Genomic DNA, 24,272 nt, shown 5'->3' with positions numbered 1-24,272 from the left:
AAAGTTGTTACAAACTCCGTCGTTGATTCGTCTATTCGTTGATTCGCTGGTTTTCTTATGCGCGGAAATGGCATTGTTATTGCGATTGATGGCCCGGCAGGTGCTGGCAAGAGTACGACTGCGCGGCTCGTTGCAGATCAAATGGGGTACCTGTATCTGGATACCGGGGCCATGTATCGCGCCGTGGGACTGGCGGCACTGCAACGGGGTGTTGATCCCGATGATCCCGATGGCGTAACCGCATTGTGTAGCGCGCTCGATATCGCATTTGAAACGCGAGATGGAAAGTTGCAAACCCTGCTCAATGGGGAAAATATATCCAATGCCATTCGCTCATCTGAAATTTCTCAGGCTGCGTCTCGTGTAGCTGTCCATCCAGGGGTGCGCGATGTGCTCGTTGCATTACAGCGGGCCATGGGAAGAGATGGGGGTATTGTTTTAGAAGGGCGAGATACTGGTACTGCTATTTTTCCAGATGCGGAATTGAAAATTTTTCTCGTTGCCGATCCCGCCGAACGCGCGCGCCGACGACTCAGAGACCTCAAAAAAAGGGGTGAGACTGCTGTGTTTGAGTCGCTGCTGGACGAAATTCGCATTCGGGATCTCCGCGACCGACAAACGCAGTTGCAACGCGGCGCGTGGCCCGCGCTTGATGCCGTGTGTATAGATACCACAGAATTGTCAATCTCAGAACAAGTGGATAGGATTGTTGACCTTGCCCAAGGGCGTGAATGATAAATGGATGATATCGATGACTTTTTATCGCTTTTGCTGGTGGCTGGCTTACGGGCTGGCCGTTATTCTCTTTAGATTGCGGGTCGAAGGGCGGCGTCACATACCCCGGTCGGGGGCATTAATTTTGGCTTCTAACCATTGTTCTTACGTCGATCCCGTTATTATTGGAGTTGCGGCAGGACGCGAACTTTGGTATCTTGCTAAGGCTGAACTCTTTCCTGTTCCGTTGCTGGGAAAGCTGATTCACAGGTTGCACGCGATGCCGGTTGATAGAAGCCGTGGAGATCGCAGCGCATTTTTGGCCTGGACAAAAACTTTGCAGGGCGGTAATCCCGTACTCATTTTTCCAGAGGGCACGCGCAATAAGCGCCCCGGTTTTCTGCGCCCCCGATCAGGGGTGGGCATGCTGGTTTATCGCACTCGGGCACCTGTGATACCCGTATATATTTCGGGCACAGTCAGTATCTGGAAAACGCTGGTTGGGCTGGATCGGTTGCAGGTGCGGTTTGGCAAGCCTATTCTGGGTTGTCCAGAACAATTGCCCGACAGGCGTCGCGACGCCTACAATTTTATCACTCGGGAAGTGATGCATCATCTCGCTGTTCTGAAGCGGATGCGGCGGAAAGCCGGCACGGTTGCTCCCGCTTCTCACAATGGTTAACGATAAGGTGTCGGCACGGTTTGATCGACGTTATTCGTCGTTCTTTTTTTGTTATTTTGCGCGATTTTTTAGCGCGAAAGGAAATTTTTCGTATGGCCGTTAATACCCTTAAACCCACCCCTGAAGAAGCCCTGGCTGCGCTGGATGAAAGCGAGTATAGCGAGTCAGAATTTAATGAAATGATGGAACTCTACGAAGAGACGTTAGAGACCATTAAGCAGGGCGAGATTGTCGTGGGTACCGTGAGGTCCATCCACGACGGTATCGTGGTGGTAGATATAGGTTTCAAGTCTGAAGGCGCAATTCCCCTCTCTGAGTTTGGCGATCCGCCAGCCATAGAGGATGGCGATGAAATTGAGGTTTTTTTGGAGAGCATTGAAGACCAGGAAGGCCAGGTGGTGCTGTCCAAGACCAAAGCTGACTTTATGCGGGTGTGGGATCGCATTAAGGACGCGTATGATAGCGATCAGATTGTTGAGGGGCGTTTGATGCGGCGAATCAAAGGTGGCATTGTGGTCGATCTCTTCGGCGTCGATGCTTTCTTGCCCGGCTCCCAAATTGATATCAAACAGGTCAAAAATTTCGATCAATTTCTCGGCAATGTGTACCCGTTCCGGATTATAAAACTCAACAAGAATCGCCGAAATATTGTCATTTCTCGTCGCGTTGTTCTCGAAGAAGAACGTTCCAGGCTGCGCAAACAGATTCTCGCCACACTGGAAGTGGGACAAGTGCGTCAGGGATCGGTCAAAAATATCACCGATTTTGGCGCGTTTATCGATCTGGGCGGCTTAGACGGGTTGTTGCATATTACGGATATAGCCTGGGGCAGGGTTGGACATCCATCAGAAGTTTTGTCCATTGGCGAAGAAGTAGAAGTTAAGGTGCTCAATTACGATGAGAAGCGCGAGCGCATTTCTCTGGGTATGAAACAATTACAAGACCATCCCTGGAAAGGTGTCGAGGAAAAATATCCTGTTGATAGCAAGGTAATAGGCAAGGTTGTCAGCATTACGGATTACGGCGCTTTTGTCGAGCTGGAACAGGGTGTCGAAGGGTTGGTACACATTTCTGAAATGTCGTGGACACAGCATATTCGCCATCCTTCTAAGCTGGTCTCCATCGGCGATGAAGTGGAGGTCATGGTCCTGCGCGTTGACCAGGAAGGGCAAAAAATTTCGCTGGGTCTCAAGCAGGTGCAGCCCGATCCCTGGGAAGATCTCGACCAAAAATACCCCTCGGGCACACCTCTCCGAGGTATTGTACGCAATTTGACCAATTTTGGGGCTTTTGTCGAAATCGAAGAGGGAATCGACGGGCTGGTGCATATTTCCGATATGTCCTGGACCAAGCGCATTCGCCATCCGAGTGAGGTGATCAAAAAAGGCCAGGAATTGGATGTTATTGTGCTCAATATCGACAAAGAGCGCCGGCGCATCTCGTTGGGGCATAAACAGACCGTTGAAAATCCCTGGGCGAAGCTGGCTGTTACCTATGCAGTGGGCAATGCCGTAGAGGGTAATATTTCGCGCATTCTCGAACGCGGGGTGGTCGTTGATCTCGAAGGCCATGTGGAGGGATTTGTACCGGTTTCTCAACTGGGTATTGACGACCTTCAACGTCCCGATGAATATTTCGGGGAAGGCGATGAGATCCCGCTGAAAGTCGTGGAGTTTGACGAAGATCAAAAGAAGATTGTATTGAGCGTGCGAGAGCGTTTGCGAGATGCCGATCAAGATGAAATCGACGCTTTTCTCGCGGCACATCCTCAACGCGTAGGCGCAGAAGTAGCCGTGGAAGATGAAGTTGCCGAAGAAGATGAAGTGGTAGCAGATACAGAGGTAGAAGTAGAGGATGAGGCCGAAGTAGAAGCCAAAGCTGAAGTAGAGGTGGAAGTAGAAGCCAAAGCTGAAGTAGAGGTGGAAGTAGAAGCAGAAGCGGAAGCCGAAACTGCCGAGGCAGAAGTTGAAGAGGCAGTGGAAGCCGAAGCCGAAGCTGAGGTCGAAGCAAAGGATGAATCACAGAGTAGAAAAGAGGAATAAGATTGCTCAGATCTTTCTGGCGGTTGCAAAGCGTTGGGGCATATCGTCTCAACGCTTTGTTTTTTCAAATGGCTGATTTTTTATGCGAGATCAAAAGACGGTTGCGTTTTATACGCTGGGTTGTAAGCTCAATACTTACGACACGCAGTGGTATGCCGAGCAGTTTGTGGCGCAGGGTTATCGCGAGGTGCCGTTTGGTGAGTGGGCTGATGTTACTGTGGTCAATACCTGCACTGTGACCGGTCAAGGGGACGCGCAGTCGCGCAAGGCATTGCGCAGAGCACATCGGATTTCGCCCACAGGTACCGTGGTTGCGGTGGGGTGTTATGCACAAACAGATCCAGATGCCCTATCGGCAATGCCCGAAGTCGATCTGGTGGTCGGAACAGCAGAGCGGATGCAACTTCTGGATCTGGTAAATACTACCTGCTCTTTGGGGCGCACATTCGTGACGCGCAGTCGCACGGCTGATTTTCAGGATATGGATATTTACAATTTTGGCGGGCGCGCTCGGGCTTTTGTCAAAATTCAGGAAGGGTGCAATGAATTTTGTTCATTTTGCATTATTCCGTTTGCGCGTGGGCGCAGTCGCAGTCGCACGCTTGAGAGTACCGTATTGCAGGTTGAGAAATTGGTATCAGCGGGCTATCGAGAGGTGGTGCTGACGGGTGTGCATATTGGCGATTACGGCGTGGATTTGGAGGCGCGCGACTTGTTGCAGGTGCTGGAGGCTGTTGAGCGCGTCAACGGGTTGGAGCGCTTTCGCGTGAGTTCAATTGAAGCGACTTATGTGACCGATGCCATGATCGACTTTTTTGCGTCGAGCCAGAAATTTTGCAGGCATTTGCACATTCCATTGCAGAGCGGTGACGACGGCGTGTTGAAGGCAATGCGTCGCCCCTATACGCGGGAGGAGTATATTGCGCTAATTGAAAAACTCGCAGATCGGATTCCCGATGTGGGCATTGGTGGGGATGTGATGGTGGGTTTTCCCGGTGAATCGGATGAGGCATTCCAAAATACGCGCGATTTGATTGCCTATCATCCCATGACGTATTTGCACGTATTTCCGTATTCGCCGCGCGGCAAAACGCCTGCAGCGCGCATGACAAATCAGGTTGATCCAAAGGTGAAAAAGCAACGGGGCGCAATACTCCGCAAATTGGGGCAGCGAAAGGTGGCGGCATTTCAAGCGCGGTTTATTGGGCGCACATTGCCCGTGCTTTTTGAAAACCGCCGCAACGGGCAGCTTTTACAGGGGTTGACCGATAATTATATCCGGGTGGTTGCGCCCGCTCCAGATGCCGCGTGCGAAGAGATTGTCGATGTGCACTTGCAGCGGGTTGAAGACGATGTGGCCGTCGGAGAATTGGCGGGTTTCGAGGGGCATCACGCGCGGGAGTTATTGCAGGTGCAAAGTGCGTAAACTGCGAGATCTGGACAGAAAAGGCCGATTCCGAAAGGAATTGGTCTTTTTTTTTTCAAATTTCTGAGTATATTCGATGAGTAAGAATTTTTGAATTTTTTACAGGCGACGATCGCGCTGTATTTACAAAATAAAGGAGTGAAATTATGTCTTTTGACGCAGGTGCTTATGGCGATGTTTTTGCGGAATTGATTTCCGAAAAGCGATTGAATCCACTGGATGGCGGCGAAGAGAACGCCGGGGCAAAAAGCGCGCTCGATGCGCTGACTGTGCAGTCTGCTTTTGCCGGCAAAGCAGTGGTGGATGAAGATATGGCACAGGCCTGTATTTCTGGTATGTGGCTGTATCACAACTTTTTAGATGCATCTCACACCATCAGTCAGGGCATTTATACAGAGACTGGAAGTTATTGGCACGGTATCATGCACCGCCGCGAACCCGATTTTTCCAATTCAAAATACTGGTTTCGCAAAGTGGGTAACCACGCCATTTTTGACGATTTGTGCAAGGCGGCGGCCAGTATTGCGGATGGTGTTTCCGGCGCGCCAGAGTTTTTGGCGACGCAAGCACATTGGGATGCAGGTGCCTATGTTGATCTGTGTGCCGATGCGCTCGAAGGGCGCTCAGCACACGACGCGCTTTGCCGCGAGATTCAACTGTGCGAATGGGAGTTGTTATTTGATTATTCGTATCGAAAAGCGGTGGGAGAATGAGAAGTCTTTAGAGGATTTGGGATGGCGACGCAATTGACACCGGCAATGGAACAGTACGCGCATTTTAAGGAGCAACATCCAGATGCGATTTTGCTGTTTCGGATGGGCGATTTTTACGAGACATTTTACGACGACGCCGTTGTTGCATCTCGGCTTTTGGGGTTGACGTTGACATCGCGCAACAATGGGCGAGCAGACCGCATTCCGCTGGCAGGTGTGCCGCATCACGCGCTGGATACCTATCTCGCTAGACTTATCAAAGCCGGAAAAAAGGTGGCGATTTGCGAGCAGATGGAGCCGCCACAAAAGGGCAAGAAAGTGGTGCGCCGCGAGGTGGTGCAGGTCGTGTCACCGGGAACGGTAATGTCCGATGATTTGCTCGATCAAAAGCGCAATAATTACCTTGTGGGCATTTTTGTTTCTGGCGATCAATTGGGCATGGCGACAGCGGATTTGTCAACGGGTATGTTCAGGGCATCGGAACGCGCAGCCGATGATTTGTGGGAGATATTGGAGCGCGTGGCTCCCGCAGAGGTGCTGGCACCCGAGGCGTGGGCCAAAGACAATGAGGCCGAGTTTGAAGCGCGGATGCCGGGTGCATTGCTCACGCATATAGAAGATTGGCATTTTGGACAGCATTATGCGTACGATGCATTGAAGGAGCATTTCAAGGTGGCGTCTCTCAAGGGCTTTGGATGCGATGATCTCACCGTTGGAATATGCGCCGCAGGTGGCGTGCTGTGTTATTTGCGCGAAAATCAGAAGGGGGCAGTATCCCATATTACGCGATTGGCGCGCGAACACACCGAGTCGGTGATGGAACTGGATCTGGTGACACAGCGCAATCTGGAACTGGTTACAACCATTCAAGAGGGGCGGCGGGAGGGCACGTTGTTTGGGGTTTTAGATCAGACGTGTACGCCGCAGGGCGCGCGAACACTGCGCACATGGCTATCACAGCCGCTTGTAGATGTCGGCCGCATCGATGCGCGCTTAGATGCAGTACAGGCATTTGTCGAATCTGCGGCGTGTCGGGACGAGGCACGAGAGGCTCTGCGCCACATTGGAGACCTGGAGCGGCTGATGTCCCGGATTTGTTGCAATCGGGCCAATCCGCGAGAGCTTGTGGCGCTTCAGCGGTCTTTGGAAGCGGTTGTTCCGCTGCGAGAATCCCTGCGTGAGTTTCGCGCGGATTTGCTGGTGCGAGCACGCGATCAGGGCATGCCGGACCTGACAGAGCTAATTGATTTGATTGCCCACACGCTTGAAGACGATCCACCTGCACAGATTAGCGATGGCGGATATATCAGAACGGGCTATCACGAGGAACTGGACGAGTTGCGGAAAATCGCATCGGGCGGGCGCGATTGGGTTGCCAACTTGCAGGCAGAGGAACGCGAGAAAACGGGTATCGCGTCGTTAAAGGTGGGGTATAACAAGGCATTTGGATATTATATCGAGGTCACCAAGGCCAATCAGGATAAGGTGCCCGCGTATTTTGTGCGCAAGCAAACGCTGGTCAATGCCGAGCGGTATATCACGCCGGAGTTGAAGGATTGGGAGGCGAAGATTTTGGGCGCAGATGAACGGGCAAAGGATCTCGAGCGCGATTTGTTTGCCGCGTTGCGAGAAAAGGTAGCTGGTTGGGTGGAGCCCGTGCAGCGCACGGCACTATCCGTGGCGACCGTAGATGTGTTGAGCACGCTGGCCGAAGTGGCATCGTCCAATGATTATGTGCGTCCCCAGGTGGATAATAGCGTGCGTATTGATGTGAAGGAAGGGCGGCATCCCGCGGTCGAGCAGTTGCTTCCGGGCGGGCAGTTTGTGCCTAATGATCTGAAGATTGATGGTGAGACCGATCAAATTTTGCTGATTACTGGTCCCAATATGTCGGGGAAATCGACGATTTTGCGCCAGACCGGGTTGATTGCGCTTTTGGCGCAGGTCGGCAGTTTTGTGCCTGCGCGCGAGGCGCATATTGGGGTGGTGGATCGCATTTTTACACGGGTGGGTGCATCCGATAATCTGGCGCGGGGCGAGAGTACGTTTTTGGTGGAGATGAACGAGGCGGCGAATATTTTGAACAATGCGACGCCGAAGAGTCTGGTGCTTTTGGACGAGATTGGACGCGGGACGAGTACGTTTGACGGGTTGAGTATTGCCTGGGCAATGACGGAGTATTTGCACAATGCCGAACAGATTCAGCCGCGGACGTTGTTTGCGACGCATTATCACGAGTTGACAGAATTGGAGGATTTGCTGCCGCGGGTGGTGAATTACAGCGTTGCCGTGCGCGAGGCGGGCGATACCATCGCGTTTTTACACAAGCTGGTGCCGGGTGGGTGCGACCACAGCTACGGCATTGAGGTGGCGCGCCTGGCCGGGATGCCGATAGAGATGATTGCGCGGGCAAAGGAGATTTTGAACCGGCTGGAGCAAAACGATCTGTCAGTGGGATCAAAGCCCCAACCCGATCGCGTGAGGGAGAATGGGCAGATGCCGCTGTTTGCGCCGGTAGCAGAAGTGAAGGTTGAGCGGGAAGATCATCCGATGTTGTCTGAGTTGCGCGATTTAGATATCGCCCATCTCACGCCGGTTGAGGCGCTGGTGAAATTGGATGCGTGGAAGCGTGCGTTGGAAGAATGAGTACTATTTCAAATAAGTTCACTGGACTCCGGCTTCCGCCGGAGTGACGAACGGCGGTTGTCATTGCGGCGTGGTGTAAGCCGCAATCCAGTCTATCGAAAAAACATATCAGTAAATTTTTTTGAAATACCCATGAGTTAGAGATATATAAAATGGCAACTGTTGATTTGAGGATGGAAGCAAAACAGATGCTCGATAAGCTCTCTGATGAGAGTTTAGAGGTGGTAATCAATTTGCTGAGTTCTCTCAAAAATCGAGAGTGTCCCAAGCGGACTGATCTGTTGTCGATCTATCCGTGGGTACGTTACCTATCCGATGCGGAATGCGATGAATTTTTTGAGGAACTCTCAAATACCGCAAAGGACAATGGTACAGGTGTTGATGAAGTGGTCAACGTCTGGCGGGAGACCGCTGAGATCCTATCTGATCCTGACACGATGGCCGACCTTGCCGAATCGGAAAAACAAATTGCAAATGGTGAGGGAATATCTTGGGACAGAGTGAAGCAACGTGATATAAGCTTTTTTGACCATCTTTGAGGATTGTGATTCGAGAAATAAATGGCAGAGCATCAGGAAGAAAATCAAGTTCTAACAGCCGATCCCCAGCGCCAAGCACATGACATGCTAAGGGGATATGTTTATCAAATCTGGCACAGTGTGCATGCTTGGCTCAGCCTTGCTGAAGATGAAATTCTCTATCTGGAAGGAGCGGAAGACTTTGACCAGGTATTAGATGACACTGCTACGGCAGTGCAAGTCAAAGACACGCAACACAATATCACGCTCAGATCTCAGGAAGTGAATGATGCGATCAATCGCTATTGGGCATTGCAAGCCAACCATCCTGATCTGAGTGTGAAATTTCGTTTTCTCACCCGATCCAAGATTGGTGCGGAACGAGGTAATCCATTCGGAGAAGGACAGATGGGTCTCCAGGTATGGAGCCATTGCTCGGGTGATGAAGCAGCTATCACAAAAATTTCCAAATTTTTACAAGATGAAAAGAAAATATCAGAGGAAGTAGATGATTTTCTCAAAAAGGCGGCACCCCGAGAAATTTATGAACAACTCATTGAACCTATTACCTGGGAAACAGATAGTAAAGAAGCCAGTTTTGTTGAGAAATCCATAAGTGATAAACTGACTCTTCATGGTGCCCGACACGGTATCTCACCTTCTGATGCCAGCAAAGTTGTTGATCATCTTCTCAAAGAAGCCTTAATGGTCGCAACGCAACCGGAAAACCGCGAACTTACCCGAGTGCGCTTTCTCGAAATTTTCGAAGAGAAAACAACACAAAGGGTTTCAATTCAGCATTTGCAGACACTACAAATGCAGGCCACAATGACGGATCCTTTTAGAGCATTATCAATGGGGATTTCGTCTGATATTACGATTCAATCTCAGTCTCCCATACTAACTACTATCCCACCTCCTTATCCCGATGTTATACCAAGAAAAGATTTGCTCGCAAGCATCCAGACTCAACTCCAATCAGAGGGTATAGCTGTAATCCAGGGAGGGGCGGGTAGAGGAAAGACAACACTCGCAAAATTGACCGCAAAGTCTATAAGTGGCTCGTGGTTTTGGGTGAATTTCGCAAATATAGATTCATCACATAGTGTCCAGCGTTTACAGGAACTTGCTACTGAAGTAAGTAATCAATTCTCACCGGTCAACATCGTCCTTGATGACCTTAACTTACAGCCTCAAAAGTTGCGACAGTATGAAGAAGTTCTGGGTATTATCGTTTATAGGGTACTGGAACGTGGCGGAAAATTGTTGATTACGAGCCAACATAAGCTACCTAATAACCTCATCCGTCGTCTTGGTGTACCACAGTCTGTATCCATCCTTGTTCCTGATTTTACCATATCCGAAATTGAGCAATTTGCACAACAATTGGGGTGCCCCCCCGATCACGCAAAGCCTTGGGCAAAATTGATTCGATTGCATACAAGAGGGCATCCAAGACTGGTACATGCCCGACTCGTCCGGTTGCGGGAGAAAGGTTGGAAACAAAATAAAAACGAAAGTGTCTTGCAAACACCCCCAGAGGTGATAGAAGAGCGTGAAGAAGCACGGCAATTGCTCATCGACTTGCCAGAAGACCAGCGAGAATATCTCTATAGGCTTAGCCTGATGTTTACTTCATTCAGGAAGGATTACGCGCTCAACATTGGCGAGATACCAGAATCTATACCTCACCCGGGAGATATTTTTAGCCAACTGGTTGGCCCCTGGATAGATCCAGTAAATGAAACATACTACACAATTTCGCCTTTATTGCAAAACGCGGCCGACCAAGTTTGGTCGGAGAGTAAGATAAATGATCTCCACGCCGAGATTGCAAACGCGATCCTTAAAGCAAAGGATCTGACGACAATAGAAGCGGAGGCTGTGCTCGTACATAGTGTGAGAGGTGAGAATAAAGAAGGTATTATCGCTGTTATTTGGCCATTGATTACAATGCCAGATAACAAGTGGAAACTATTTAGCCCTGACTTTTCATGGTTAATACATGTCACAAACAATTCTTTTCATGAGTTATCTAAGGGAGACGTCTTCGTAAATCATCTATTTCGGTCATTGCAATATCGCATTGCGATTGGGGAAAAACCAGAATGTGCGCCGAAAATACTTGAAATTTGGGATAAAGAAACCAAGCCCCACTATCTACATAATTCATATCATCTGTCTCGCATAATGCTGGCGACACAGGCATTGCTATATTATCAAGTCCAACTTCCAGTTAGACAGATGGTGGGCTATGTTAAAGAAATTATTGATATCATAAACAAGGATAAAGATCTAAAAAAAATATATGGCAGTTTTGAAGGACACTTAGCAGAACAAAAAACCGATAAAGCTAAATTTTTCAGTACTTTATTTAGTTTTATCCTGGCGCGTCGTCCTATTTACGCTCCTGCCCTCAGCGACCTTATTGATGCACTCGATGAACTTCAGCCGAAAATTAGAGCTTTATTATTGGCTGATTTCAAAAATTACAACATTTCCTCTCGGATTTTGATTGATAGTGTCTGGATGGCAGAAGAAGACCTTGAGAATTCCGATTGGACGAGATGCCTTCAGGTATATGACAAAGTGATTGAAAGAACTATCGCGTGGGGTTATCCTCATATTGCTTCGGCAGCAGCGAGAGGTAAAGCCATCATCTATGATGAATACTTGCACAACCCTGATACCGCCCATCAAGTTCTTCAAGATATTGTATCAAAAGTGGGGCCATCACCACTGGTAGAGGAAGAATGTGCAACAGTATATTTACACCATAAACATTATCAAGAAGCACTCGATATTTACGAGCGTATTCTCCCAGAGTGGAGTCCATCGCCAGAAAAATTAGACTTTGGGCCTTCAGAGGGGTATCGTCGAGCTGCCATTTGTGCCGCATATTTGAACGATTGGGAGAAAGCAGCCACCTTTTTTCAAGATGGAGCAAAAAGAGCTAAAAGCCTTGATGGCTCAAAGAAATATATTGGTTTGTATGCAGATGCAGGATTTGCACAGTTTAAGGCAGGCAATGTGCGGGATAGCCTGAATTTACTGAGTGTGGCACTACAAGAATTTGATATGCTTCCTCAGGATGATACAGATGTTGGGTATTTCACATTAAAAAAACTTTTAGGATATTCAATAACCTGGTTGGCACAACAAAATAAAAAGAATAATATCAAATCAGAAGAACCTCCACCAGGCTTCTGTAGTGATCCTGCCAGGCATGACGAAATTATGAACTATCCAAATTTTCCTATACAATATGCGTGGCTTTATTTGGCTCAAATGGAGTCTCAATTCAATTTAGGAATGACAATTTTTGAGCAAGTATTGCAGATTACAGACCGAAATGCATATCCATCATTAAGATTCTTTTTTTTTCTCCTTAAATTACAGCATGACTTTAGAAACAAAACCTTTGACGAACTACCACAACGTATGTGTCAATTAGCAGATGCATGTGTCTCAATGCAGAAGCATGAACAAAGTGGAAAAGAAATAGGAGAAAAGGGATTTTATGCTGTATCTACCACGGATCTATCCAACTTTGTTTCAGTCAAGAGTATTATTGGCCTGCTGGTAGCAGCCCTTCTTGTTCAACTGTCAACAAACAAAGATACGGCTGAAATTCTGGCTAAATGGCGTGCAAATTCATCAGGATTACCAATAAAACAAAATATGATTATCGCTCTTGATCTAATTGAATCAATATTAGAAGGAGAAGAGAAGAATGCTCTAACAGTAATGAGAATAACAGCCAGAAGTGAAGATCAACTGGTAGCAGCATTAAAAGTTGCTCAGGATATTGAAATGGACCCACAAAATCTTTTTTATGCCCACATACTTATTACAACTGCTTTCATTGATCAAGATTGGGAAGAGTGTGTAGAGCCAGGCTTAATAGAACTTCTTTCTAAACAATGGCTTAAGAAAACAAAATTTCGAGCGGTTTTAAGAAATCCTATGATTACAGTGCCGCAGATAGAACAAGCCTGCAACAGCAGTGAGACTGGAAAGAAAAAAATCGGCCAGATTTTACTCGCGGCACATCAAGCTGTTTCACTCCAAGCACCATCTGATATTTTACAGCAATTTCGCAGTTGGACAGAATAAGTACCCTGTTATTAAATTGAAAGTTCACCTTTATTGGGTGCAAGATTACTTGAGGCAGTCTGAGTTATGCGATTTGGAAATGGCCTATCTTACGCCGGTTGAGGTGCTGGTAAAATTAGATGCGTGGAAGCGGGTATTGACAGAGGAATCGTAGTAATGAAGTAAATGTTTTTTCTATATGAACATTTAAAAAAAGGCCGATTTAAATCGGCCTTTTTTTATGTACAGATTATTCACTGCTGATCCCGTGTTCTTCGAGCCAGGTTTTGAGGGGTACGTCTTCGGGCGTGGGGGAGGTGTAGCCGCGACCGCCGGAGTAGCTGACGCCGAGGAGTTGTTTTTGTATAGGCGTGCAGCGGTCGAGGGGACGAAGCCAGCGATATGGGACTTTGTGGTTTGGTGGGCGACTGGTCAGCTTTGACGAAGTGATCTTGCTTTTTGCCATTTGGTTTGAATCAGAAACCGCCTTTTTTTTCATGTCATGAATTTTCAGCGATAGCGGATCAACTTTGCACATTATGTTGTGCCAGTCTGTCGTGCTACGGGGATGCAATCAGAGGTTCTATCTCCCGCTCAATTTGGCGACGTACCGTGTGCTCGGCGACATCGAGATCGTAGCGGGTCTGAAGATTGATCCAGAACTCAGGCGTCATGCCAAAGTAGTGACCAAGGCGTAGCGCGGTATCAATTGTAATCCCATTAATTCCATTTACGATAGCGTCTAAGCCCTTCTCCGAAACCTTGATCCCCTGAGCAAGGCGAGTCACACTGAGATTCATCGGAATAAGGAACTCATCGCGCAGGATCTCGCCAGGATGTACCGGAGACAGTAGCTGCCCGGTTGTGACTTCCGAGAAGTCAACTTTTCGCCGGTCCAGTTCTTCGCGTTTAATGATCATCATTCCTTGTATCCACGGAAACTCCCGATCTTACACGACCCTATGAGTGGCACTGCTTCACTGATGCCGTATCTGAATTGTCCAAATTCCGGACGGCAAACTATCCCAAGCCATAACGCTACTGGCGACAAATTCGGCTTTCACTGAATCTGGCACATCGCTGTGAATACGAAACAAGATGACGCCGTGAGGGGCGGACATACCGTCACGATGCACAAGGTCTCCAAAGTCCTTATCATAAGTTATCAGCGCACGTCTTTCCCGCGTTGCCAATTCCAGCAGGTTGGGGTCTGCTTCGCCCCGGTCCGTTTCCTTCGTCCATCGCACATCCTGGCCTGCAGTACGTAGCCGGACAACGACCTGCTCCGATATATTTTCGTCGGCAAGTATTCTCATCTACCGTTTGCCATCCATAATCGCATCAATATCCTCCCAAGTCACATTGGACAGCTTTGCACCAGTGGCGGCGTACTTCCGACAGGCTCGGATATCCTCCGGAGTGATGTGCGAGTACATACGAATGATATCGGCTTCGCTGCGCCCCCCGTCCAGCAATTCCATGATCAGTTCCACCGAAATCCGAGTGCCTTTTATTGTTGGTTTTCCTGCCAGTATCAACGGGTCAGTGACAATGCGATCCTGCCAGATTGGATTCTTATTTATCATGGCGTGCCTCCTCTTTTAGATTCTGGTCTCTGCGACCTCATTACCTACCCGGAGTCTGTAAAAAAGTTCCAAGTGACAAAGACAGTATATTCAGTTCTGCATGTTTTGTCAACGCGCTGTCTTCATTCTCCTGCTTACCACCTGTGCCGTTGACTATTCACCGCTGATCCCGTGTTCGTCGAGCCAGGTTTTGAGGGGCGCGTCTTCGGGCGTGGGGGAGGTGTAGCCTCGACCACCGGAGTAGCTGACGCCGAGGAGTTGTTTTTGGATGGGCGTGCAACGGTCGAGGTAGTGTTCAACTCGCATGTCGTCGCGTGGGCGAAGCCAGCGATAGGAGTAGCCGTAGAAGAGTACGCGGCGAGGTTCCTTCCAGTAGTTGGTACTGGCGGAGTGCCATAAGCGGCGGTCAAAAAACACGGCTGATCCGGGGGGCACGAGCACCGGGATAGCGTCTTTGTGTAGCGCGTTGCGGTCTTTTCCGGGAAATGTGTTTTGCGTTTGGCTTTTGGGGAGGACGTAGAAATTGCCGCGGCCTGGTTGGGTTGTATCGGTGAGAAAAAAGCCGATTTTGAGGGAGATCATGGGACGCGGGTTCATGTCAAAGTCTTGATTGATACGACCGCTGTCTTGATGGAAGCCGAGACCAGGTCCGTCTTTTTCGAGTGTTTTGTGCGGTTCTGCAGGGGGTGTCACGGTCATGTGGGTGTGGTAGAGTTGGATGTGCCATCCCAGGATGCCCCACACTTTGGGAAATGTTTTGTACCAGTCGAGCAAGGGCAAGAAATGGTCGTCTTTACCTATGAAGTCGTAGTGGTTGATGCGCGCTGTGGCACTTTTGCCCATTCGAGCGCGTTCTTCTTTATCTACGCGATCTACTGCGACTACGAGATCGCTGACCATGTCGGGGGGCAGGGCGTCTGGAACGATGAAGTAGCCATCCCGTTTGAATTTGCGCGCTTCTTCTTCTGTCAGACAATAATCGAGACATTTGGGGTGCATTGTTTGGCTCCTTATCTCACGTTTTTGTTTTAGAGCGTCGCGTCAGTACATACCGATCTTCTGCGGCGCGATAATAACCTTTCACAAAGTTTCTCTCGCTAAATCCCCATTTTTCGTACAGGGAAATAGCACTTTCATTTTCGGGATCTACGGTCAAAAAGCAATCCACACCGATTTGGTCACAGGCGGCCAAAATTGCGTCGAACAAAGCGGAACCAATGCCTTTGCCGCGAAAGGGATGATCCACAAATACTTTGTGCAGACAATACAGCCTGTCTGTCTTTGTGGGAAATGCCAGCACGGCACCGATCAGTTTTCCGCCTTCTCTTGCACAGAATACCAGTGCGTGTTCTGTCCACAATCGCCAGACGTGCTCGCCATCGGGAATGTACTCAGAATTCCGGTTTTGTGCCCAGGCTTCGCGGTCCAATTTTGCGATTTCCAAAAAGTCGCGCGTTTCGGCACGCTGAATATGCATCTCAAATACTCCTGCGAATAGTGGTTTGTACCTGTGTAGATATGTAGAAATGTTTGATGTGCGTCAAGTTATTTTCTATGTCTTGTGGGAGATACTTCAAAGGCATTGACATTCTCACAACAAGTCCTATCTTCAGATGCGGTTGGCAACTACAAGTTCATCCACTTTCAGCTTTTGGCCCTTTGTTTTGCCGACCGATAGCGGCTGAGAGCTACCAATTGGGAGATAAAAATGAAGTTGGGTATTGTCACGTATCAAATTGCCGCGGACTGGGATGTTGCCACGATTATCGAAACCTGTGCAAAACTCGGTTATGGCGGTGCCGAATTGCGTACCACGCATGCTCACGGCGTTGAATCAGACCTTTCGGCGGGACAACGGCAGGATATCCGCAAGCAATTTGAAGATGGCGGTGTCGAAATCGCGGGTTTGGGCTCGGCATTTGAATATCATTCAGATGATCCCGGCGTTGTGCGAGAAAATATTGACGGTACTATTGAATACGCCAAACTCGCCGCCGATCTGGGTTGCCCGGGCGTTAAGGTGCGGCCCAATGGCCTGCAAACCGACAAAGGTATCTCGGTGGATCAAACGCTCGAACAGATTGGCAAATCCGTGCGCGAATGCGCGATTGCCGCTGCTGATCTGGGGGTGCAAATCCGGGTGGAAGTACACGGGCGAGAAACGCAAAATCCAGCACATATGCGCACGATTATGGATTGGGCAGATCACGACAATGCGAAGATATGCTGGAACTCGAATTTGGGCGAGGTTGAAGACGGTTCTATCAAAGCCAATTTTGATTTGCTCAAACACAAAATCGGTCTGGTACACATCACCGAATTGTGCAATCCGGCCTATCCCTGGCGCGAACTCTTCTCTCTTCTCAATGCCGAAGGCTATGCGGGATATACGCTGGCCGAAATCCCCGGTAGTACAGATGCCGAGCGTCTGCTTCAGTACTACAAGGCGTTGTGGGAAGCGTATCAGTAGGTAGGTTCCGCTCTGATGAGCGTACAAAAAGAAATTTACGCCCTCAAACGCGAACTCGCCGCACGCTATCAACTCGGCGAAGAACATCACAATATTTGTGGGCGCAAAATAGGTGTGACGTGTGTTGAAGATGCCGAAGCACTCTTTGACAAAATGCAAATGGCCGATCCCGATAGCATTGAGATTCAGGATGAACGCCTGCCTTATTGGGCAACGCTTTGGGATTCTGCGCTTATTTTGTCCGATGTTCTGCTCGCGGATAATCTGATTGCGCCGGGCGAATCCTTGCTTGAACTCGGCTGTGGGTTGGGCCTTGTCTCATCTATTGCCTGTCTCAAACGCGCGCGTGTCACGGCTACGGATTACCAGCCCGATGCGCTCAAGTTTGCGCAACTCAATGGGTTGCAAATTGCCGGCGTCGCTCCACAGACGATGCTCATTGACTGGCGCGCCCCGCCGCGAGAACAACGCTATGCCACCTTGTTGGGCGCAGATCTCGTGTACGAACCGCGTTTTTTCGATCCTCTTATCGCCACATTCGACGCCCTTCTCGCACCGGGAGGGCGCGTTTTATTTTCTGAACCCAATCGCATCTTGGGCAGACCTTTTTTTGATTGCCTGCACAATGCGGGTTGGGTGTTTTCCATTATAACCGAGCGGGAAGGTGGAACGGTGTATGAGATCGTGAGAGGTGATTAAAATATATCCAAATCTGCTGCTTCGATATCTGCTGCTTCGATTTCTTTTCGCAATGCTTTCTCTTCTTCCTCGTCGAGCGGGCGTGTCGGTTTGACGGGGTCGCCGCAGTCTATTCCCTGCCAGCGCAATACGGCGCGTACGCTGCCGTGTCCACTGTATTTTTGACAAATCCGAATCAGTTCATTCACGTCTGCTTGCAATGTGCGTGCCGTGTCCAGGTCTCGCTTGTTCACCGCTTCGTAAATGCCCACAAAATGCGCGGGCATCACATTGTAAAACGTGCCGATTCCCCCCTGAGCGCCTACCGCAATACCCGATAGGGCCACTTCGTCATGTCCGTTAAAAATATGCGGTTTATGTGGTCCATTGAGTATGCGTTCCATCAGGAACAGGTTGAAATTTGTGAACTTAATGCCCACCACGCCTTCGAGTGCGAGCATCTGGTTGATTTGTTCAAACGAATACTCCTGATGTGTAACCACGGGGATGTAATACACAAAGACCGGCAAGTTTGCCGCTGAACTCAGCGCGCTGTAATACGCTAGGATGTCGTCAAAACGATATCCCTGGACATAAGGGGGCAAACTCGAAATGCCATCGGCTCCTGCATTGGCTGCGTGTTTGGCGAGTTCAACGGCATCGCGTTCGGAGGGGGCACCCACATGTACTACTACTCGGCCATGTCCTTTTGATGCTTTGACGGCAATTTCTGTGGCCAACTTGCGTTCGGCCATTGTCATCAAATAGCCTTCGCCCGTGTTGCCCGCCACGTACACGCCGTGAGATCCCTGTTCGTAGATACGCGCCATGAGTTTTTCAAAGGCCGAGACACTGAATGCACCTGTCTCGTCTCTGGGGCTGACCAGTGCGGGATACATGCCCTTAAAACCGTCGATTATCACAGGGCACCTCCGGTTTTTTCGTAGAGCGCGTGGGCTAGTGATTCGATTTCTGTGCGTTCAACCAGTGTTTCTACGAGATGTTGCGGCAAACCCGATGTTCCGTGGTATAAACCACTCAATGTGCCGGCAATGGCCGCAAATGTATCGACATCTCCACCCGTGAGCAGCGCGCGCTCAACTGTGGGGATAAATTCTCCTTCTGAGCGCAAAAATGCCTCCAAAGCCACGACAATTGTGGCCTGGGCTTCGCTTGGGATGGCATTTTCTCGCGCAGCTTCGGGCATCTTTACCATGGCCGCCCACGCATCTTCCTCGTTCATTGTCAGCAATGTCCCCACCTGTGCGATCAACTCGCCTGTGGATTCGCAAATCGGTCTGGCCGACCACTCGGCTACGTCCAGTACCTCATTTCCGTCCAGCGGGCGATGTGTTACCAGATGCCCCACCACATGGGCCATTGCGACTGCAGGCGCGACTGCGCGTGGGTCCTGGTGCGTTACATGGCTCGCTGCAATTGCATCTTTTAGGATATTGTCACCAGTTGCCCAATTCCACAAGCCCACTGGCGCGATTTTCATGATCGCTCCGTTGGAGGGGTGGTCTTTCGATGCGGCTTCGGACCAGGTCAGACCCTGATCAAGGCGTTCCAGGGTTTCCCGAAAGGCCCTGCCATACATAGACAGGAGTCCCTCGCGCCACATCGCCAAAAATCGGTTGCTCAGGTCTTCGGGATTGACCTTTTCACACGCTATAATTGACTCAACGAGGACGAGGGTTTGCTGGGTATCGTCTGTATATTCTCCTGCTGGTCGCGTCAACACGCCTTCCCGATTGACCCGCCCCCGATAGTGGTCTGTCAATCCTTCTACCGCTTTGATCCGATCCCGGTCCCATCCCTCACAAAAACAGCCCAGGGAATCGCCTATTGCCCCGCCCAGTAGCGCGCCTACAAACATATCCTCAACCTCGATATATTCTATATCGTCGTCCCAATAATCAGCCATAATTCAAATCCTCAAGTTTAATCGGTGCAAAAATACAAGAGCTTCTATTGTGCATCTACGATATTGCGAAATGCCCGAATGTGATCGGGCGTTGTGCCGCAACATCCGCCTATTAAGAATCCACCGACGTCCAACAAGTCTTCGACGTGTTGGGCCATGTCTTCTGGTCCTTGCGAATACGACGCCTGTTTGGTGACTTTGTCCAGGGTGGGTAAGCCCGCATTGGGATAGGCCATCAAGCGCTTGTTTTCAATGCCGCGATCCCCAAGTGCTTTTTGCATCTGCACTGTGCCCTCAATTGCATAGGGCATGCCCGTGTGATCTGTATTGCGCGTTTCTGCGCCACAGTTCAGGCCCAGGAGTTGCACATCGCCGAGTAGATTATCGCCGTCTGAAAATTCGCCACTTGCCAAAATGTCCAGTAGGTCGCTGGGTGAAACCCCCCAGTCCGTGCGATAGATCAATTCGCCCGTTTTGCGATCCTTTGTGAATTTATACGTCATATTCACGGCGATGGGCAAGCCCGTTTGTCGCGCAATGTCAACGGCGATTGCCGCTTCTTTGGCGGAAAACTGCGTTTCTATGACAAAAAAATCGACGCCGCCTTTGACCATGGCAGAGATGACGCGCTCGTGGGCCAATCGCACATCTACATTGGGGATGCCAAAAACTGTATCGCCAGCATCGGCTTCGATAGCACCGGGGGAGGGACCGATGGAGCCACCCACATAAACATCCTTCCCGCTTTCTTCAACGGCTTGCCGGGCGTGTTGGACAGCTAATTCTGTCAGGTGCTCGGCATCATCCTCATCGGCGTCGGCCATCTCGAGATGCAGGGGGGATACCACAAATGTGTTTGTGCCAATGGCATTTGCGCCCGCATCAATATACGCGCGATGTACTGCTACAACCTCTTTGGGATGCGATAGATTGGCGATGGAACTGTTTGCCAGGTTTACCCCGTGTGCAAATAATTGAGACCCAAATCCGCCGTCATACACCATTGGCTGGTCATCTGCGAGGCGTTCTGCAAAAGACTTCATACCGTCATCCTCTTGAACTGACACCCTTCGACAAATACGTCAAAAAAGTCTGGCTTTGTCTCCAGTTCCACATGCTCAATCCGTTTCACAAGGTGCTCTAAACTCCCGCGTCGTTTCCGCGAGAGCAATACTTCTCGCGCGCCCAATATCGCGGCATTTCCCACCTTTTCGATGCGTTCTTGTGGCACGGGTGCGAGAAAACCGATGTCAATCGCATTTTGCACATTGACGTAATTGGCAAATCCGCCAGATAGATAAAGCCGATGGATCTGATCGGGGGCAATGCCAAATTCGCGCATGACGAGTAACTGCCCACAGTAATTTGCGGCCTTGGCCTGCGCCAGGTTGCTCGCGTCTTCGCGCGATAGCGCAATGCCGTGTTCGGGCACTACGATCATTTCATATTGCTTGCGGTCGGCAAATACCCCTTTTTCTGTCATCAAATCATGCCGTCGAAGCTCGGCCAACAAATCGATCAGTCCAGAGCCACACAATCCCTGGGGCGTGCCATTGCCGATTACGCGGTAATTGAACTGACCATTTTCCCACGCCATCGATTCAATCGCCCCATCTTGTCCGGGCATGCCACAGGCGATACCGCCGCCTTCAAATGCCGGTCCCGCCGGACAAGAGGCTGCTACCAACCTGTCTCGATTGCCCACGACGACTTCGGTATTGGTGCCCACATCGACGAGCATAAATATCTCGTCTTGAGCGCCCATTTCTACGGCCAGCATGTCCGCTGCGACATCGCCGCCTACATGGCTTGCAATAAGGGGCATGCCATATACCCGCGCTTTGGGATTTGCCCGAATGCCCAATCGCCTGCTGCTCTCATAGAGGGCGGTTGTCTTTCGCTCTCCGGCCAGATATTCGTGTTCTATTTGAGATTTATAGGGTTTTTGCCCGATACTCTGCACATCGAGCCTGAAGAACATATCCCGCATGGTGGCATTGCCTGCGACGACAATTTCGTAAATTTCTTGCCGTTCAAAACCCAATTTTTCACATAGTACGAGAATTTCGTGGTTGATCGCATTTACCAGTGTCTTCCACAGTTCATTTGGATATTCGCCGTCATAGGAAATGCGATACATGATATCGCTGCCGCCAAAGCGCTGGGGATTTTCATAAGATGCAATCGCAATGCTCTCGCCAGATTCCAGATCTACGAGATCCATCACAATTGTCGTGGTGCCCACATCAATTGCCAGCCCATAGATGTGTCCCCGAAACCGATCGATGTCCTCTCCGTCGTAGAATACCCGGTCACCACGGCGCGTTACCATGGGATCGAGATCGATTTCTTTTTGCTGGCTCAAGGTCAAAATTTGAGGCGCGCGGCGCAGGGGTACAAATTCGACTTCGGCATTCAGATCTACGACTTCAGCCTGACAGGCCAATCGGTAATTGTCTTTTAAGAAGGCTTCAGCTTCGGTTTTGGGGCATAAGCTCTCTTCGCCTTTTGCAATTTCTACCACGCATTCATGGCATATCCCCGACCGGAAACACGATGTTGGAACTCGTACAGATAGATCGTCGGCATAATCAAATATCGTCTTTCGCGCTTCGAGTTGTTGCACCTTGCCCATGTGTGTAATTGTGCCCGTCCCCTTTTTTCGGCGACGGTTTTTTTGTTTTTTGAGCGTGGTCTTCATCTCACGATAGGCATTTGGCTCCGTTTCCCAGGCCGTGCGATAGTCGAGATTATCATTGCTGGCACATTGAAAAAGCGCCCGGTCAGGCGCTGGTTTACGCTGAAATTTACATCCAAATTTGGCCGTGCACTCGTCATCCTTGTTTTTGTAGGGACAGCGCATTTGCGCCTGTTCGTCGGCATGCTGGACAATATCTGAAAAAATTTCAGACATGCGATCCAGGCGCTTTTGATAGGCTTCTCGATCTATTTTTTGAGGCTTACGCATTCTCTGCCTCCCACTCCTTCAACAATTGTACAGCCAGTTCCACGCAGTCCAGGGCGTTTTCGCCGTATCCATCCGCACCCATGTCATCGGCAAATTCCTGTGTCACGGGGGCACCACCTACCATGATTTTTACATCGTCTCGCAAGTCTTCGTCGATAAATGCCTCAATTGTCTTGCCCATATTCGGCATTGTCGTGGTCAACAGTGCCGACATGCCGAGCAAATTGGCTTCGTGTTCTTCGACAGCATCCATAAATTCGTCTTCGGATGTATCCACGCCGAGGTCGTGGACGACAAACCCGGCACCGCGCAACATCATGATACACAAATTTTTGCCAATATCGTGCAAATCGCCCTTTACCGTGCCCATAATGACTGTGCCTACAGGATCGACGCCCGAGGCTGACAGGATGGGCTCAATATGCGCCATCCCCGCTTTCATTGCCCGGGCGCAGGCGAGGACTTCGGGTACAAAAATAAAATTTTCTCGAAATTTAATCCCCACAATGCCCATGCCGGCGATCAATCCATCGTCCATAATTTCCAGCGCGCCCACGCCTGCATTTAGGGCTTCGCGCGTTAATTGATCGACATCGTGATGTGCGCCATCGATCAATGAAGCGGCAATTGCCTGCATCTCGGGACTCGCGTTTGCGAACAGATCGATATTGCGTTGAATCTCATCGGGGCGTTCTAAAAATTCTTCTATTTCCTCTTTGATAAACTCATTTTGAACATCGGATAATTCAGCCATTAACGCTCTCTGCCTCCGCATGCCAATCCACGACTGCTTTTGGGATTTCTTTCAGATTTTCGATTGATGTTTGCAATGGAATCGCACATTCAGGCCCGATCAGGTTCACACCGGCGTCCAGGTTTTTATACACTTCTTCTCTTACGGTCTCCGGCTCTTTTGAAAATAGCGTTTCCGGATTGTTGATATTGCCCACCAGCGCGATCTGCTCTTTCATGATATCAATAGATTCATTTGGATCGTTTTTGGAGTCGTAGTGGAATGCCGCCATGCCCGTTTGCGCGATGTATTCCATCCGATCAACGGTGCGTCCGCATATATGCAAAATTAGCGGAATGGGTATGCGGTCGGCAAACTCGATGTGCAATTCGCGCAAATACCGGTCGTAATAATCGCCGCTGACCAGGTCTCCCGTTGCGTGATCGGGCAGGGTCAAGGCATCGGCGCCCGCTTCAATTTGCGCTACACCAAATGCGACGGTTACTTCTTTTAATTTGTCCAGAATTTGCCGCGTGTGATCCGGGTCGTCCAGTGATAGGAGCAAAAAGTCCTCTACGCCAAAGCAGTGATACGCCAGGGACCAGGGTCCCATTGTTTTGCCGATAATCGCCACTTCATCGCCGTATTCTTTTCGCAATATGCCAATCGCGTCCAGTACGCATTTTGTATCGGGATGGGTCAATAAGTTCGATGGGATTTCAATATCATCGGCCTTGTGCCAGATCGGTTCTCTCATTTGCACTGTGGGCCAGTTGTCTTTTTGCTCCCACTGAATTTTGCACCCGAGTGCGGACGATTCTTGAATAATTGTAAATACCGGCATGATCGTGTCAAAACCCAGTTCGGTATAGCCTGTTGCCGCCAGGCGCGCCATGAGTTCTGGGTCGCGATTCGCCTGCGGAAATGGCGCATCGACGAGATCCATCAATTCTACGGTTGCAACCGAAGTGGGATTGCACGTTGGGGTGCGATCCACAGGTGCCCGATTGAGTGCGGCCAATACGCGGTCGCGCGGTTTCATTGGTTTTGTTGTCTGGTCATTCATACGTGACT

General features: G+C 49.8%; 22 protein-coding genes. 10 read left to right on the top strand and 12 right to left on the bottom strand.

Going from position 1 to position 24,272, the window contains the following annotated elements:
- Positions 1 to 57: 57 nt before the first annotated feature.
- The 8 genes from cmk to OXH16_07840 all read left to right on the top strand — a co-directional run bounded on the left by cmk (position 58) and on the right by OXH16_07840 (position 12,857).
- On the top strand, positions 58 to 735 hold the full coding sequence (gene cmk, locus OXH16_07875) for a (d)CMP kinase (protein ID MCY3681300.1): 678 nt from the start codon (positions 58 to 60) through the stop codon (positions 733 to 735).
- Between the two features lie 16 nt (positions 736 to 751).
- Complete coding sequence (locus OXH16_07870) at positions 752 to 1,396, top strand: lysophospholipid acyltransferase family protein (GenBank protein MCY3681299.1); 645 nt, start codon at positions 752 to 754, stop codon at positions 1,394 to 1,396.
- 92 nt (positions 1,397 to 1,488) lie between these two features.
- Positions 1,489 to 3,438: a 30S ribosomal protein S1 gene (gene rpsA / locus OXH16_07865; GenBank protein MCY3681298.1), complete on the top strand. Its 1,950-nt coding sequence runs from the start codon at positions 1,489 to 1,491 to the stop codon at positions 3,436 to 3,438.
- A gap of 82 nt (positions 3,439 to 3,520) precedes the next feature.
- Complete coding sequence (mtaB, locus tag OXH16_07860) at positions 3,521 to 4,864, top strand: tRNA (N(6)-L-threonylcarbamoyladenosine(37)-C(2))-methylthiotransferase MtaB (protein ID MCY3681297.1); 1,344 nt, start codon at positions 3,521 to 3,523, stop codon at positions 4,862 to 4,864.
- Between the two features lie 146 nt (positions 4,865 to 5,010).
- Positions 5,011 to 5,577: a hypothetical protein gene (locus tag OXH16_07855; GenBank protein ID MCY3681296.1), complete on the top strand. Its 567-nt coding sequence runs from the start codon at positions 5,011 to 5,013 to the stop codon at positions 5,575 to 5,577.
- Positions 5,578 to 5,598: 21 nt separating this feature from the next.
- Entirely contained in the window at positions 5,599 to 8,223 is a 2,625-nt protein-coding gene (mutS, locus tag OXH16_07850; GenBank protein ID MCY3681295.1) for a DNA mismatch repair protein MutS, read from the top strand.
- A 152-nt stretch (positions 8,224 to 8,375) separates the two neighbouring features.
- Positions 8,376 to 8,762: a hypothetical protein gene (locus OXH16_07845; protein ID MCY3681294.1), complete on the top strand. Its 387-nt coding sequence runs from the start codon at positions 8,376 to 8,378 to the stop codon at positions 8,760 to 8,762.
- A 21-nt stretch (positions 8,763 to 8,783) separates the two neighbouring features.
- Positions 8,784 to 12,857: a hypothetical protein gene (locus OXH16_07840; protein ID MCY3681293.1), complete on the top strand. Its 4,074-nt coding sequence runs from the start codon at positions 8,784 to 8,786 to the stop codon at positions 12,855 to 12,857.
- Positions 12,858 to 13,086: 229 nt separating this feature from the next.
- Here the strand turns inward: OXH16_07840 and OXH16_07835 are convergent, their stop codons facing one another.
- The 6 genes from OXH16_07835 to OXH16_07810 form a co-directional block, all read right to left on the bottom strand.
- Entirely contained in the window at positions 13,087 to 13,302 is a 216-nt protein-coding gene (locus OXH16_07835) for a hypothetical protein (protein MCY3681292.1), read from the bottom strand.
- Positions 13,303 to 13,396: 94 nt separating this feature from the next.
- Entirely contained in the window at positions 13,397 to 13,759 is a 363-nt protein-coding gene (locus tag OXH16_07830) for a HigA family addiction module antitoxin (GenBank protein MCY3681291.1), read from the bottom strand.
- A 54-nt stretch (positions 13,760 to 13,813) separates the two neighbouring features.
- On the bottom strand, positions 13,814 to 14,152 hold the full coding sequence (locus tag OXH16_07825; protein ID MCY3681290.1) for a DUF5615 family PIN-like protein: 339 nt from the start codon (positions 14,150 to 14,152) through the stop codon (positions 13,814 to 13,816).
- Positions 14,153 to 14,422, bottom strand: coding sequence for a DUF433 domain-containing protein (locus OXH16_07820; GenBank protein MCY3681289.1), 270 nt, complete (start codon positions 14,420 to 14,422; stop codon positions 14,153 to 14,155).
- 153 nt (positions 14,423 to 14,575) lie between these two features.
- On the bottom strand, positions 14,576 to 15,421 hold the full coding sequence (locus OXH16_07815; protein ID MCY3681288.1) for a phytanoyl-CoA dioxygenase family protein: 846 nt from the start codon (positions 15,419 to 15,421) through the stop codon (positions 14,576 to 14,578).
- A 16-nt stretch (positions 15,422 to 15,437) separates the two neighbouring features.
- Positions 15,438 to 15,899, bottom strand: coding sequence for a GNAT family N-acetyltransferase (locus OXH16_07810; GenBank protein ID MCY3681287.1), 462 nt, complete (start codon positions 15,897 to 15,899; stop codon positions 15,438 to 15,440).
- A gap of 231 nt (positions 15,900 to 16,130) precedes the next feature.
- Here OXH16_07810 and OXH16_07805 point away from each other — a divergent pair, with 231 nt between their 5' ends.
- Positions 16,131 to 16,892: a sugar phosphate isomerase/epimerase gene (locus tag OXH16_07805; GenBank protein MCY3681286.1), complete on the top strand. Its 762-nt coding sequence runs from the start codon at positions 16,131 to 16,133 to the stop codon at positions 16,890 to 16,892.
- A gap of 15 nt (positions 16,893 to 16,907) precedes the next feature.
- Complete coding sequence (locus OXH16_07800; protein ID MCY3681285.1) at positions 16,908 to 17,591, top strand: methyltransferase; 684 nt, start codon at positions 16,908 to 16,910, stop codon at positions 17,589 to 17,591.
- Here OXH16_07800 and OXH16_07795 read toward each other — a convergent pair.
- Genes OXH16_07795 through OXH16_07770 form a run of 6 tightly spaced genes read right to left on the bottom strand, consistent with a single transcriptional unit; the run spans position 17,588 to position 24,264 of the window.
- Positions 17,588 to 18,493, bottom strand: coding sequence for a dihydrodipicolinate synthase family protein (locus tag OXH16_07795; GenBank protein MCY3681284.1), 906 nt, complete (start codon positions 18,491 to 18,493; stop codon positions 17,588 to 17,590). The genes OXH16_07800 and OXH16_07795 overlap by 4 nt on opposite strands.
- On the bottom strand, positions 18,490 to 19,497 hold the full coding sequence (locus OXH16_07790) for an ADP-ribosylglycohydrolase family protein (GenBank protein ID MCY3681283.1): 1,008 nt from the start codon (positions 19,495 to 19,497) through the stop codon (positions 18,490 to 18,492). The genes OXH16_07795 and OXH16_07790 overlap by 4 nt, the downstream gene beginning before the upstream one ends.
- A 44-nt stretch (positions 19,498 to 19,541) precedes the next feature.
- Complete coding sequence (locus OXH16_07785) at positions 19,542 to 20,540, bottom strand: homocysteine S-methyltransferase family protein (protein ID MCY3681282.1); 999 nt, start codon at positions 20,538 to 20,540, stop codon at positions 19,542 to 19,544.
- Positions 20,537 to 22,465 carry an ASKHA domain-containing protein gene (locus OXH16_07780; protein MCY3681281.1) on the bottom strand — a complete coding sequence of 643 codons (1,929 nt, stop codon included), beginning with the start codon at positions 22,463 to 22,465 and terminating at the stop codon, positions 20,537 to 20,539. Before OXH16_07780 ends, OXH16_07785 begins: the two co-directional genes overlap by 4 nt.
- Positions 22,458 to 23,219, bottom strand: coding sequence for a corrinoid protein (locus tag OXH16_07775; protein ID MCY3681280.1), 762 nt, complete (start codon positions 23,217 to 23,219; stop codon positions 22,458 to 22,460). The genes OXH16_07780 and OXH16_07775 overlap by 8 nt, the downstream gene beginning before the upstream one ends.
- The gene (locus OXH16_07770) at positions 23,212 to 24,264 is read right to left on the bottom strand and encodes an MtaA/CmuA family methyltransferase (protein MCY3681279.1); all 1,053 of its coding nucleotides are present in this window, start codon (positions 24,262 to 24,264) and stop codon (positions 23,212 to 23,214) included. Before OXH16_07770 ends, OXH16_07775 begins: the two co-directional genes overlap by 8 nt.
- Positions 24,265 to 24,272 lie beyond the last annotated feature (8 nt).

This window comes from Gemmatimonadota bacterium (assembly GCA_026705765.1).
Classification (GTDB): domain Bacteria; phylum Latescibacterota; class UBA2968; order UBA2968; family UBA2968; genus VXRD01.
The sequence above is the reverse complement of the archived record's forward strand: the minus strand, read 5'-3'. Positions and strand labels throughout refer to the sequence as shown.

Coding starts and splice junctions, on each gene's coding strand:
- cmk (MCY3681300.1), top strand. CDS start 58: ATGCGCGGAAATGGCATTGTTATTGCGATTGATGGCCCGGCAGGTGCT.
- OXH16_07870 (MCY3681299.1), top strand. CDS start 752: ATGACTTTTTATCGCTTTTGCTGGTGGCTGGCTTACGGGCTGGCCGTT.
- rpsA (MCY3681298.1), top strand. CDS start 1,489: ATGGCCGTTAATACCCTTAAACCCACCCCTGAAGAAGCCCTGGCTGCG.
- mtaB (MCY3681297.1), top strand. CDS start 3,521: ATGCGAGATCAAAAGACGGTTGCGTTTTATACGCTGGGTTGTAAGCTC.
- OXH16_07855 (MCY3681296.1), top strand. CDS start 5,011: ATGTCTTTTGACGCAGGTGCTTATGGCGATGTTTTTGCGGAATTGATT.
- mutS (MCY3681295.1), top strand. CDS start 5,599: ATGGCGACGCAATTGACACCGGCAATGGAACAGTACGCGCATTTTAAG.
- OXH16_07845 (MCY3681294.1), top strand. CDS start 8,376: ATGGCAACTGTTGATTTGAGGATGGAAGCAAAACAGATGCTCGATAAG.
- OXH16_07840 (MCY3681293.1), top strand. CDS start 8,784: ATGGCAGAGCATCAGGAAGAAAATCAAGTTCTAACAGCCGATCCCCAG.
- OXH16_07835 (MCY3681292.1), bottom strand. CDS start 13,302: ATGGCAAAAAGCAAGATCACTTCGTCAAAGCTGACCAGTCGCCCACCA.
- OXH16_07830 (MCY3681291.1), bottom strand. CDS start 13,759: ATGATGATCATTAAACGCGAAGAACTGGACCGGCGAAAAGTTGACTTC.
- OXH16_07825 (MCY3681290.1), bottom strand. CDS start 14,152: ATGAGAATACTTGCCGACGAAAATATATCGGAGCAGGTCGTTGTCCGG.
- OXH16_07820 (MCY3681289.1), bottom strand. CDS start 14,422: ATGATAAATAAGAATCCAATCTGGCAGGATCGCATTGTCACTGACCCG.
- OXH16_07815 (MCY3681288.1), bottom strand. CDS start 15,421: ATGCACCCCAAATGTCTCGATTATTGTCTGACAGAAGAAGAAGCGCGC.
- OXH16_07810 (MCY3681287.1), bottom strand. CDS start 15,899: ATGCATATTCAGCGTGCCGAAACGCGCGACTTTTTGGAAATCGCAAAA.
- OXH16_07805 (MCY3681286.1), top strand. CDS start 16,131: ATGAAGTTGGGTATTGTCACGTATCAAATTGCCGCGGACTGGGATGTT.
- OXH16_07800 (MCY3681285.1), top strand. CDS start 16,908: ATGAGCGTACAAAAAGAAATTTACGCCCTCAAACGCGAACTCGCCGCA.
- OXH16_07790 (MCY3681283.1), bottom strand. CDS start 19,497: ATGGCTGATTATTGGGACGACGATATAGAATATATCGAGGTTGAGGAT.
- OXH16_07785 (MCY3681282.1), bottom strand. CDS start 20,540: ATGAAGTCTTTTGCAGAACGCCTCGCAGATGACCAGCCAATGGTGTAT.
- OXH16_07780 (MCY3681281.1), bottom strand. CDS start 22,465: ATGCGTAAGCCTCAAAAAATAGATCGAGAAGCCTATCAAAAGCGCCTG.
- OXH16_07775 (MCY3681280.1), bottom strand. CDS start 23,219: ATGGCTGAATTATCCGATGTTCAAAATGAGTTTATCAAAGAGGAAATA.
- OXH16_07770 (MCY3681279.1), bottom strand. CDS start 24,264: ATGAATGACCAGACAACAAAACCAATGAAACCGCGCGACCGCGTATTG.